This window comes from Micromonospora globispora, assembly GCF_003857015.1.
Lineage (GTDB): Bacteria > Actinomycetota > Actinomycetes > Mycobacteriales > Micromonosporaceae > Micromonospora > Micromonospora globispora.
In genome coordinates this window covers 1-11,570 of the sequence record NZ_QGGF01000572.1, presented here as the reverse complement: position 1 = coordinate 11,570, position 11,570 = coordinate 1, and the positions used below count along the sequence as shown (strand labels likewise).

9 protein-coding genes are annotated in these 11,570 nt (G+C 69.9%); 5 read left to right on the top strand and 4 right to left on the bottom strand.

The window, feature by feature from the left end:
• The first annotated feature begins 404 nt into the window (after window positions 1–404).
• The gene (locus DKL51_RS29205; RefSeq protein ID WP_109946053.1) at window positions 405–1,436 is read left to right on the top strand and encodes an IS110 family RNA-guided transposase; all 1,032 of its coding nucleotides are present in this window, start codon (window positions 405–407) and stop codon (window positions 1,434–1,436) included.
• Between the two features lie 130 nt (window positions 1,437–1,566).
• On the opposite strand, the gene DKL51_RS29200 is transcribed toward DKL51_RS29205, so the two are convergent.
• A complete protein-coding gene (locus DKL51_RS29200; protein WP_165823188.1) occupies window positions 1,567–2,529 on the bottom strand; it encodes an alpha/beta fold hydrolase in 963 nt (320 codons plus the stop codon).
• Window positions 2,530–2,734: 205 nt separating this feature from the next.
• On the opposite strand from DKL51_RS29200, the gene DKL51_RS35330 reads away from it, so the two are divergent.
• Entirely contained in the window at window positions 2,735–2,989 is a 255-nt protein-coding gene (locus DKL51_RS35330) for a hypothetical protein (protein WP_165823187.1), read from the top strand.
• On the opposite strand, the gene DKL51_RS29195 is transcribed toward DKL51_RS35330, so the two are convergent.
• Window positions 2,986–4,101, bottom strand: coding sequence for an FUSC family protein (locus DKL51_RS29195; protein ID WP_123809736.1), 1,116 nt, complete (start codon window positions 4,099–4,101; stop codon window positions 2,986–2,988). The genes DKL51_RS35330 and DKL51_RS29195 overlap by 4 nt on opposite strands.
• A 395-nt stretch (window positions 4,102–4,496) precedes the next feature.
• On the opposite strand from DKL51_RS29195, the gene DKL51_RS29190 reads away from it, so the two are divergent.
• Complete coding sequence (locus DKL51_RS29190) at window positions 4,497–5,159, top strand: potassium channel family protein (protein WP_123809735.1); 663 nt, start codon at window positions 4,497–4,499, stop codon at window positions 5,157–5,159.
• Window positions 5,160–5,424: 265 nt separating this feature from the next.
• Here DKL51_RS29190 and DKL51_RS29185 read toward each other — a convergent pair whose 3' ends face one another.
• Window positions 5,425–5,835 (bottom strand): hypothetical protein, encoded by a 411-nt coding sequence (locus DKL51_RS29185; protein ID WP_123809734.1) that lies wholly within the window; start codon window positions 5,833–5,835, stop codon window positions 5,425–5,427.
• A gap of 169 nt (window positions 5,836–6,004) precedes the next feature.
• Window positions 6,005–9,520: a methionine synthase gene (metH, locus tag DKL51_RS29180; RefSeq protein WP_185734955.1), complete on the bottom strand. Its 3,516-nt coding sequence runs from the start codon at window positions 9,518–9,520 to the stop codon at window positions 6,005–6,007.
• Window positions 9,521–9,780: 260 nt separating this feature from the next.
• On the opposite strand from metH, the gene DKL51_RS29175 reads away from it, so the two are divergent.
• Window positions 9,781–10,650: a PAC2 family protein gene (locus DKL51_RS29175; protein WP_109946047.1), complete on the top strand. Its 870-nt coding sequence runs from the start codon at window positions 9,781–9,783 to the stop codon at window positions 10,648–10,650.
• Window positions 10,651–10,781: 131 nt separating this feature from the next.
• The coding region (locus DKL51_RS29170; RefSeq protein ID WP_109946046.1) for a GntR family transcriptional regulator at window positions 10,782–11,570 on the top strand (789 nt) is incomplete at its 3' end.

The following is an 11,570-nucleotide window of genomic DNA, read 5'->3' as shown; positions in this document are numbered from 1 at the left end:
GCTAGCGGCCTGTCGTTCTGCGGCGGCCCCGTGGGCTTCCCCGCTTCCGCGCCAGCCGCCGGGCGTGTTGCGACCGGCGTGGAGCGGCAGCGGAGCGTCGGGTGCGCGCCCTGGCGGCGGCGCGTGCGGCCCGTTGCGGGCCGCCTTGAAGACGTACAGAAACTTTGAACGGGGATTCTGGGGAGGTGTCCTCGCCGGCCGGGCCTGACCCGAGTTTGAACCGGCTCCGTGCCCTGAAGTTGACCCGTCGACCCAGCAGGCGGGGACACCGTTTCGGCACGTGCACGGGCCGGCGTGGTGACCTGATTAGGAGCTCGGGTTCGTCCCTCATCCCCGTTCTGTCCAGCGTTCTCCTCGTGCTCAGCGGCCGAGCGACACCCTTCACGCACCACACAGGAGGCAGAGTGAACGTGGAGCAGCACGTGACCGTCGGGGTCGACACCCACAAGGACGTGCACGTCGCGGCAGTGCTGGACCAGGCTGGCAGGCTGTTAGCCACGAGAAGCTTTCCGACGACGACGCGCGGCTATGCACAGCTGGCGACCTGGGCGGAGTCCTTCGGCACCGTCATCAAGGTCGGCATGGAAGGCACGGGCAGTCACGGCGCCGGGTTGCTGCGGTTCCTGACCGAGTACGGACTACCCGTTGTCGAGGTCGACCGCCCGGACCGCTCTACTCGCCGCCGCATCGGCAAGACCGACACCATCGATGCCGAGTCCGCCGCCCGAGCCGTGCTCTCCGGCCGCGCCACCGGCACCCCGAAGACCCGCGACGCCCAGGTCGAGATGATCCGGGCGTTGCGGGTGGCCCGACGCGGAGCGATGAAGGCCCGCATTCAAGCCGGCGGCCAGCTCGAAGCGCTCATCATGTCGGCACCTGACGCCGTCAGGCAGCTCCTGCGCGGGCTGTCCGGCAAGCGCCGTGTCCGCGCCTGCGCCGCTCTGCGGCCCGGCCTGGTAACCGATCCGGTCACCGCCACCAAAGCCGCCCTGCGCAGCCTCGCCCGCCGCTGGCTCGCCCTTCAAGCCGAGATCGGCGACCTCGACAGCCACCTGACCAGCCTGGTCACCGCCGTGGCCCCCGACCTCGTCGCCCTGCCCGGCGTCGGCGTCGACACCGCTGGGCAACTCCTCGTCACCGCCGGCGACAACCCCCACCGACTGCGCTCCGAAGCCGCCTTCGCCCGCCTCTGCGGCGTCGCCCCTATCCCGGCCAGTTCCGGACGTACCGACCGCCACCGCCTGCACCGCGGTGGTGACCGCGACGCCAATAGCGCCCTGTGGCGCATCACCCTGGTCCGGATGCGCTGTCACCAGCCCACCAAGGACTACGTCGCCCGCCGGATCAGCGAGGGCAAGAACAAGACAGAGATCATGCGCTGCCTCAAGCGCTACATCGCACGAGACGCCTACCGGCTGCTCACGAACTCCGCATAGCCAACATCGGTCTCGACACCATTAGCCAGATCAGGCACGCTGCACCGTTTCCCGGCTGATGCTTTACAGCTGCGTCACACCTGCTGCTTGACATGGTCGGCGTTTCTCGCCGTTACGGCCGCCAGTCCGTCTATGAGGAGGATTTTTCCCCGGCAGTCCAGTCGCGGACGAGGGCGGCGAAACCTACCGGCCGTTCCATCGACGGCAGGTGCGCGACGTCATCCCAATCCACCCGCCGGGCACGGGGCGCACCGGCGCACACGCGGCGGGCGGCGTCGTGGGTGGTGTCCAGATCGTGCCCGCCTACGAGTACCAGCACCGGCAGGTCCAGATCGCCCAGCCGTTCCAGGGCGGGCGGCTCCAGCTCCGCCTCGTCGACCTCGCCCCACGAATCCGCGATCTCGAACGCATTGCGCTGCATCAGCCGGACAGCGGACACCACCGACGGCTCGACCTCGGAAACGCTGCGGCCGGGGCCGGCGACCCAGGTGGTCACGTTGGCCTCGACCGCAGCATCGAGATCGCCACTGGCCAGGGCCGCCTTCTCGGCGTCGAAGAAGCGGCGCAGATCGGGCGTCAGCTCGGCCAGGAGGCTGCCACCGGGCGGGCACAACAACAGCGACTGCACCAGATCGGGCCGGGTCAGGGCGACCTCCGTGGCCACGCCCGAACCGAACGAAGCGCCGACCAGGTGGCACCGCGTGACGCCCAGATGCTCTAGCGTCGAGAGGACGTCGGCGACGTGGTCCAGCCCCCCGTCCGGCCGGGTCGTCGACTCGCCGAAGCCGCGCAGGTCGACACGGACGACCGTGCGGTCGGCGGCCAGGTCGCCCCAGATCGGGTCCCACATACGCCGGTCGGCGATGCCCGCGTGGATGAAGACGACGGGCAGGCCGCCCTCCTGCGGCGCGCTGCCGTCGTACGCGATGCCGGACGGGGTGTACGACGTGGCAGTCATTGGTCTCCTGGTCTGTTCGAGGCGTCGAACCAGCGATTCAACCGTGGCCGCCAGCCGATGGCCAACCGCGGTGCACCGGTGGAGAACTTGGTCACTCGCGGCCCGGAGCAGGCCTGCCGGCGGATGCGCTGCCACCAACCCACTACGTCGCATGCGCACTGCCGAGGGCAAGACCAAGACCGAGATCCCGCGGTGCCTCAAAGCGCCACATCGCTCGCACTCCCCGTCCGGACGACCCGGACGGCTTTGGGCACTTCGGCGACGAGCGTTGACATCAATAGGAGCGTCAACTACGCCTGCAGGCGGCCGGTCGAACGTGTGTTCGATTAGAGTGCTGGTGGTGGAGGTACGTGGTCGCTGGTGGAACCAGTCGTGGGGTCGCATGGCCCGGCGCGACGTCTGGCTGGTCTCCGACGGCCGGCTCTGGCAGGTGCGTGGCCGCCTCGGTGGTGACGGAGGGCAGGAGGTCTCGCACGACTTCTCGGACGAAGTCTCTGCCAGGGCGATGGTCGACCGCATGATGAAGACCTCGGCCGGCACCTGGCGGGATCTCACCGGAGCGGTCCGGGAGTCGGAGCGCAGGTGCCTTGGCTAGACGTCGGCCTTTAGGCCCGCCTGCTTGTTCGCCTCGGCTTGTGGCAGTCCGGAGGCTTGGAGCAGCTCGCTGACGGTAGCGCGCACTCGCGTGGCGACGACTCCCCCGGAGAACTCGACGCCTTCGGCGCATGCCTCGTTGACGTCTTTGATCGCCTGCAGTGCCCGCGTGCGCATGGGATCCGGCTCCCGGCCAGGGAGGACCTCACGGTACAGGAGCCTCAGCGCCTGGCCGACGTGCTCGATCGACGCGGGAAGGCCGGCCGGTACCGGCTCACCGGCGCGTATGGTCGCCGTCGCCCACTTCACCATCTCGCATGCGCTGCTGTAGGCGTCTTCCAGGTGCTCGGCGGCGTGCTGGTACCGGCGCATCATGCCGAGTCGTCGTCTTCGCCACGGTGAGAGGACCACGACCTGCTGCGCTGCCGCGACCAGCTCGGTCGCCTTCTGTCTTTGCTCCCGTGTGGCGGAGAAGCGTTGTAGGGCGTCCTTGGCCTGTTGAAGGTCACGGTGGGTCAGTGCGTCGGCGGTAGCGGTCAGTTCACGGGCGAAGGCATCCACCGTCGGACGGACGATGCGATGTGCGACGCGCATCGGGTTGAGTGGCAGGATCAGGTACGCGACGGCGATGGCGACCACGCCACCGACTACCGCACTTTCCGTTTTCGACACAGCCAGATCCGGTCCTGGCGCCACCGATCCCAGCAGCAAGGCGGTGCCTCCTGCCTGCGCCGTGACCGCGCCGGTGCCCCGAATCGCGACTGCCGCCGAGATGGCCAATGCCACGACCACGCCCGTTTGTGCCGGCCCTCCCCCGATGGCCCGTGTGACCAAATGCGCGACCATCGCCCCCACGGTCAGCCCGGCAATGACCTCCAGCGTCCGCCTGATCCGATTACCGATGGCTCCCGCGATCGTGCCGATCGCGACGGCGGGCGCGAACAACGGCTCCGCACTGTGCAGCACATCGCGCGTGATGAACCAGGACAGCTCGGCCGCCAAACCCGCCTGCGCCGCGACGATGAGGTACGTGCGAAGTCGCTCGTACACACCTTGGCCCGTCCGCCGCACACGCTCCCGCGGCGCACTCCGAAGCCGGCTGAACACCTTCACCTCCGCGAGTACATCGGCTGCCCAACGACATCGTCCTATGCCAACAGACGTTGAACGCTCGAGATCCTCGAATCTGCTGCACCACCGGCGGCGCAGCCGTCCATCTCGCCGCGGTACTGACGCCACTGCCGCAGCAGCTCGTCATGACGCCTGGCTCAGGCTTTCGGCCGTCCGGCCAGGAGTTTCGATCCCATACGCCCGGGTATACGCGGCTAGTGGTCGAATCCGCCGTACCCGCAGTGCCGCGTAGGCTGCCCGATGCGGTGCGGCTGAGGCTGCGGCGCGCCTTCCACAAGCCCTTGCAAATTCCGGTAACTATCAGCCACAACCGGAGTGCCTTGACGCTCAGTCGGTTCCTGACCGATCCCGGCTGGGGCTAGCGGCGGACCGACGTGGTGGCGCCCCAAGCCGAACCAGACCGCAGCTCGTCTGACCACTACGGGCTGGTCTTCCTGCTGCTGATCGGCGCTTTCCTGCTGTCGGCCCTGGTCACGCACGAACGGGCCCGGGTCTTTTCGCTCCTGCTCGACGCGATGGTGCTGGTCGTGCTGCTGCGCCCGTCCCAGCTGCCCGGACCGAGGGCGGGCACAGCCGGGCGGGTGTTGGTGGCGGGAGTGCTGGCCTCGGTTGTGGTGACCCTCCTGGTGACGAACCGGTTCGTGCACAGTGTCGTCTCGCTGTGGCTTGCCGGAACACTGGCGTTCACGATCGCGGTCATGCTGTGGCGGATAATGATCCACTATCGGGTGGTCACACTTCAGACGATCTTCGGCGCGTTGAGCGTGTACCTGCTGATCGGGTTCCTCTTCGCCGCGCTGTTCTCGGCCCTCTCGCAACTCCAGCACGATCCGCTGTTCGCAAACGGTCAGCCGGCCAACAGCGGGACAATCCAGTACTTCGCCTTCATCACCATGACCACAACTGGGTACGGTGATTTCGTCGCGGCCGGCGAGCCGGCCCGTAGCCTCGCGGTGCTCGACGCGCTTTTTGGCCAGATCTTCCTGCTCACCTTGGTGGCTCGGCTGGTCTCGATGTTCGGCACGCGGCGGGACGAGTAGTTGAACTCCACCTGGCACAAACACGCCACGATGCAACGCCGGTCCATCGGCCCCGGTAGCCAAGCTGATTACCGAATTCGGTGCCGGGCAGGAGATGCAGGTAGGTCCGGTCCTCCGTACTACAGCATCGGCTTCCGCTCCATCGCGGGGTGCTGCCGCAACTTTCCGTATCCGGGAATCACTACCGGGCGCTGAGACTCAACGACATGCGTCTGCCCGGGACGTGCACACCACACCACGGCGGCAGGTCGGCTGCCCACACCCGTCAGCCGCCGGCGTCTCGCCGGGTCTCGAACCGCCATGGATGGGCTGTACCGCTGAGGTAGATCCGATCGTTCCACCAGACCGCGTGGACCTGGGCGGCCACCGTCGCGCGGTCCTCGTCCTGGTCCTCGACGCCGATCCGTCCGACCACCTCAAGCTTCGACGGAACCTCGGCACGCTGCATCTCGCCGCGGTACTGCCGCCACTGCCGCAGGAGCTCGTCATGACGCCCGGCGACCAGAACCCGCGACAGGCCCAGCTCCTCCCCGCTGCTCATCTTGAGGATGTAGACGTTCGCCGCCGCGTCCGGCGTCGTCTCGCCGCGCTCCGCTTCGGCTTGCCGGAGAACAGCCCACGACACCGGCACGGCAACGATCCCCGCACACAGCACCGCTACAAGCGCGAGCGCCACCCACGGCCAATGACGCGGTGACCATACGCGCCGGGCTATCGACAAGGCGTTCGGTGAGGTCCAGGCCGCCGACGACGGCCCGGAAGCCGGTGACGGCCTGGAGACGGCATGATCATGGTGCAGCGAACCTCAGCGGGGGTGAAAGTGCAGGTCAGAGCACTTGCCCCGATTATTTGGCGTTGAAGTAGCTCGCCTCCGGGTGATGCACCACGATGGCGTCCGTCGCCTGCTCCGGCATCAGCTGGAACTCCTCGGAGAGCTGCACCCCGATCCGCTCGGCCCCCAGCAGCTCGACGATCTTCGCCCGGTCCTCCAGGTCCGGGCAGGCCGGGTAGCCGAACGCGTACCGGCAGCCGCGGTAGTCGGTGCGCAGCAGGCCGGCCAGGTCCGCCGGGTCGTTGTCGGCGACCGTACGCCCATCGGGGAGGGTCAGCTCGGCGCGAATGCGGCGATGCCAGTACTCGGCGAGGGCCTCGGTGAGCTGCACCGACAGCCCGTGCGCCTCCAGGTAGTCGCGGTACTCGTTGCCGGCGAACATCTTCGCGGTGTACTCGCTGATCGGCTGCCCGACGGTGACCAGCTGCAACGCCACCACGTCCAGCTCGTCGCCCCGGGGGCGGAAGAAGTCGGCCAGGCAGAGCCGCCGTTCCTGCCGCTGGCGGGGGAACGAGAACCGGGCCCGCTCGGCGTGTCCGTTCTCGTCCAGCACCACCAGGTCGTTGCCCTCGGAGTAGGCGGGGAAATACCCGTACACCACGGCCGCCTCGAGGACCTGGTCGGCGCGGAGCCGGTCCAGCCAGTACCGCAGCCGCGGCCGCCCCTCGGTCTCCACCAGCTCCTCGTACGACGGGCCCTTGCCGCCGCGGGCACCCCGCAGCCCCCACTGGCCCAGGAAGGTGGCCCGCTCGTCGAGCAGCGCCGCGTAGTCGGCCAGCGGCACGCCCTTGACCACCCGGGTGCCGAAGAACGGCGGGGCGGGCACATCCACGTCGGTCGCCACGTCGGAGCGGACCGAGGCGTCGTCCAGCTCGGGCAGCGCCTCGCTGACCATCGCCCGCTGCCGCTCCCGCCGGGCCCGCCGGGCGGCCAGGGCGGCCTCCCGCTCCGGGTCGATCACCGGGGCGCCGCCCCGCTTGGCGGTCATCACCCGGTCCATCAGGGACAGTCCCTCGAACGCGTCGCGGGCGTAGTGCACCTGGCCGGGGAACATCGACCGCAGGTCGTCCTCGACGTACGCCCGGGTGAGCGCCGCCCCACCGAGCAGGACCGGCCAGCGCTCCGCGACCCCCCGGGCGGCCATCTCGGCCAGGTTCTCCTTCATGATGACCGTGCTCTTGACCAGCAGGCCGGACATCCCGATGGCGTCGGCCCGGTGCTCCTCGGCGGCGTCGAGGATGGCGTTGATCGGCTGCTTGATGCCGATGTTGACGACCTCGTAGCCGTTGTTGGACAGGATGATGTCCACCAGGTTCTTGCCGATGTCGTGCACGTCGCCCTTGACCGTGGCGAGCACGATCCGGCCCTTGCCACCGTCGTCGGCCTTCTCCATGTGCGGCTCCAGGTAGGCCACCGCGGTCTTCATCACCTCGGCGGACTGGAGCACGAACGGCAGCTGCATCTGGCCGGAGCCGAACAGCTCGCCGACCACCTTCATGCCGTCCAGCAGCAGGTCGTTGATGATGGACAGCGGTGAGCGGCCGCCCGTCATCGCGGCGTCGAGGTCGGCCTCCAGGCCATTGCGCTCGCCGTCGATGATCCGCCGCTTGAGCCGCTCGTCCAACGGCAGCCCGGCCAGCTCCTCGGCCCGGGTGGCCCGCGCCGACGCGGCATCGACGCCCTCGAAGATCTCGATGAAGCGCTGCACCGGGTCGTACCCCTCGCGGCGCCGGTCGTAGATCAGGTCGAGGGCGACCTCGCGCTGCTCGTCGGGGATCTTCGACATCGGCAGGATCTTGCTGGCGTGCACGATCGCGGAGGTGAGCCCGGCCCGCACGCACTCGTGCAGGAAGACCGAGTTGAGCACCTGCCGCGCCGCCGGGTTGAGCCCGAAGGAGATGTTGGAGATGCCGAGGGTGAAGTTGATCCCCGGGTAGCGGGCGGCGATCTCCCGGATCGCCTCGATGGTCTCCAGGCCGTCCCGGCGAGTCTCCTCCTGGCCGGTGGCGATCGGGAAAGTCAGCGCGTCGATGAGGATGTCCGAGCGGCCCAGCCCCCATCGGCCGGTCAGGTCCTCGATCAGCCGGCCCGCGACGCGGACCTTCCAGTCCTTGGTGCGGGCCTGGCCCTCCTCGTCGATCAGCAGGGCCACCACGGCGGCGCCGTGCTCCTTGACCACCGGCATCACCCGCGCGTAGCGGGAGCCGGGCCCGTCGCCGTCCTCGAAGTTGACGGAGTTGACCACGCAGCGCCCGCCGAGCATCTCCAGCCCGGCCTCGACCACCGCCGGCTCAGTGGAGTCCAGCATGATCGGCAGCGTGGAGGCGGTGGCGAAGCGGCCGGCCAACTCCCGCATGTCCTGCGTGCCGTCGCGGCCGACGTAGTCGACGCAGAGGTCGAGCAGGTGCGAACCGTCCCGGGCCTGGCTCCGGGCGACCTCCACGCAGGCCTGCCAGTCGCCGGCGAGCATCGCCTCGCGGAACGCCTTGGAGCCGTTGGCGTTGGTCCGCTCCCCCACCATCAGCACGCTGGCGTCCTGCGCGAACGGCACGTGGTGGTAGATCGAGGAGACCCCCGGATCGTGCTTCGGCTCCCGGGCGCCGGGGCGGGCACCGTGCAGCCGCTCAGCCACCACCCGGATGTGCTCCGGGGTGGTGCCGCAGCAGCCGCCGACCAGCGCGAGGCCGTACTCGGTGACGAAGCGTTCCAGGGCGTCGGCCAGCTCGACCGGGGTGAGCGGATAGACCGCGCCGTCGGCGGTGAGCTGCGGCAGACCGGCGTTCGGCATCACCGACAGCGGCACCCGGGCGTGCTGCGACAGGTAGCGCAGGTGCTCGCTCATCTCGGCCGGGCCGGTGGCGCAGTTCAGCCCGATCAGGTCGACGCCGAGCGGCTCGATCGCGGTCAGCGCGGCGCCGATCTCGCTGCCCAGCAGCATGGTGCCGGTGGTCTCCACGGTGACGTGGCAGATCAACGGAATCTTCCGGCCGGTCTCGGCCATCGCCCGCTGCGAACCCACCACCGCCGCCTTGACCTGCAGCAGGTCCTGGCAGGTCTCGACGATCAGGGCGTCCGCGCCGCCCTCGATCAGACCGGCGGCGTTCTCCTGGTACGCGTCGCGCAGCGTCGCGTACGCGGCGTGCCCCAACGTGGGCAGTTTGGTGCCCGGCCCGATCGAGCCGAGGACGAACCGGGGCCGGTCGGGGGTGCTGAACGCGTCGGTCGCCTCCCGGGCGATCCGGGCGCCCGCCTCGGAGAGCTCCCGGATCCGGTGCTGGATGTCGTACTCGGCGAGGTTGGCCAGGTTGGCGCCGAAGGTGTTCGTCTCGACGCAGTCCGCGCCCGCGGCCAGGTACGCCTCGTGCACGTTCCGGACGACGTCCGGCCGGGTGACGTTGAGGATCTCGTTGCAGCCCTCGAGGCCGTCGAAGTCGTCGAGGGTCAGGTCGGCCGCCTGGAGCATCGTCCCCATCGCCCCGTCGGCGATGAGGATCCGATCCGCCAGCACATCCAGCAACGAAGTCCGCACAGAGCCAGGTTAGTGCGGCCGCGCCGAGCGGGGTTCTCCCATTCCTGCCATCCCACATACTGTCAGCGGGATCACCATGTCCCGTTCGCCTCTTTTGACCGGGTGGTCCGGTCCCCGACCGGCGCGGCCGACGGGCCGCATCGGGCGCCGGCACGTAGGCTGACGGACGTGAAGGACATCAGGGACGCCACCGCGCACGGCGGGCGGACAACTGGGCACCGGCCCGACGCCGCTCCCGACGAGCAGGGTGAGGTGACGGCGTGACCGAGTTCGACGGGCTGCCGGTGCTGCGCTCTCCGGTGGCCATCGCGGCCTTCGAGGGCTGGAACGACGCGGCCGACGCCTCCACCGCCGCCGTGGAGCATCTGGAGCAGGTCTGGCACGCCCGCCAGGTGACCGAGCTGGACCCGGAGGACTTCTACGACTTCCAGGTGAGCCGGCCGACCATCACGATGGCCGAGGGCGAGACCCGACGGATCGAGTGGCCGACGACCCGGTTCATGGTCGCCAGCCCCGAGGGCACCGAGCGGGACGTGGTGCTCATCCGGGGCATCGAGCCGAGCATGCGCTGGCGCACCTTCTGCGAGCAGGTGCTGGAGATCTGCCACAGCCTGGAGGTCGAGCGGGTGGTGCTGCTCGGCGCGCTGCTCGCCGACGTGCCGTACACCCGGCCACTGCCGATCAGCGGCAGTGCCTCCGACGCCGACGCCGCCAAGCGCTACCAGCTCACCCCCACCCGATACGACGGGCCGACCGGCATCGTCGGGGTGCTGCACGACGCCTGCACCCGGGCCGAGGTCGACGCCGTGTCGTTCTGGGTGCACGTGCCGCACTACGCCAACAACCCGCCCTGCCCCAAGGCCACGCTCGCGCTGCTGCACCGGGTCGAGGAGGTGCTCGACCTGCCGGTGCCCATGTCCGACTTGGCCGAGGAGGCGGCCGAGTGGGAGCAGCGGGTCCGCAACGCCGCTGAGCAGGACGCCGAGCTGGGCGAGTACGTCCGCGAACTGGAGCAGCGGGTCGGCGACGCGGGCATCACCCCGTTGACCGGCGACGAGATCGCCCAGGAGTTCGAGAAGTACCTGCGCCGCCGCGGCGGCTCGGCCGGCCCCACTGCCGGCTCCTGGTAGACCCCTCCCCCAGCCACCTTCCGGGCTCGGACGTCTCCTGACGTCCGAGCCCGAGTTCCTGGCGTGTCCCGGGTGACTCCGTCACACCCTCTGGGGCATCCTAGGAACCTAGCTGCGATGAGGAGGCGGGCATGCAGATCAACCCGGGGGCCGCCGAGTTCCCGCACCGGCAGATCGCCGCGCAGCTCAAGGCCCAGGTGCGCCGCGGCGACTGGGCGCCCGGTGAGCGGCTGCCGTCCATTCCGGCCATCGCCGAGATGTTCGGCGTGGCGAAGCAGACCGTGCAGCGTGCCGTCGACCAGCTGCGGGTCGAGGGCATCCTGATCACCAAACCCGGCTCCGGTACGTACGTCCGCGGCACCCGCCGCCGGCTCAACCGCCTCTCCCGCGGCCGGTACGGCGGCTTCCGCGGCTACCACACCGACCTGGCCGCCCGGTACAAGCAGCAGTTGGTCTCCGTCGGCCGCTCCCCCGCCCCGCCGGAGGTCGCCGACGCGTTCGGGGTGGCGGACGGCACCGAGCTGCTCTGCCGCCGGCACCTGGTCCGCACCGACGAGTCGCCGGTCGAGGTGGGCGCCTCGTGGCTCCTGCCCGCCGACACCGCAGGCACCTCATTGGAGCGGGCCGAGGCGTTCGGCCGCCCGCTCTACCAGGAGGCCGAGGAGGCCACCGGCCGGCGATACGCCACCGCCACGGACACGATCAGCGCCCGCCAGCCCAGCCGGGAGGAGGCGGAGACCCTGCAGATCCGCCCGGACACCCCGGTGCTGCACCTGCTGCACGTCGCGTACGACGCGCACCACAAGCCGATCGAGGTCGCCCAGGCCACCTGGCCCGGCCCGATGACCACCCTCACCGAGGAGTACAAGATCCCCGGCCCGGCGCCCGACCCGGACCCCGACCCCGGCCTCGTCCTCGGG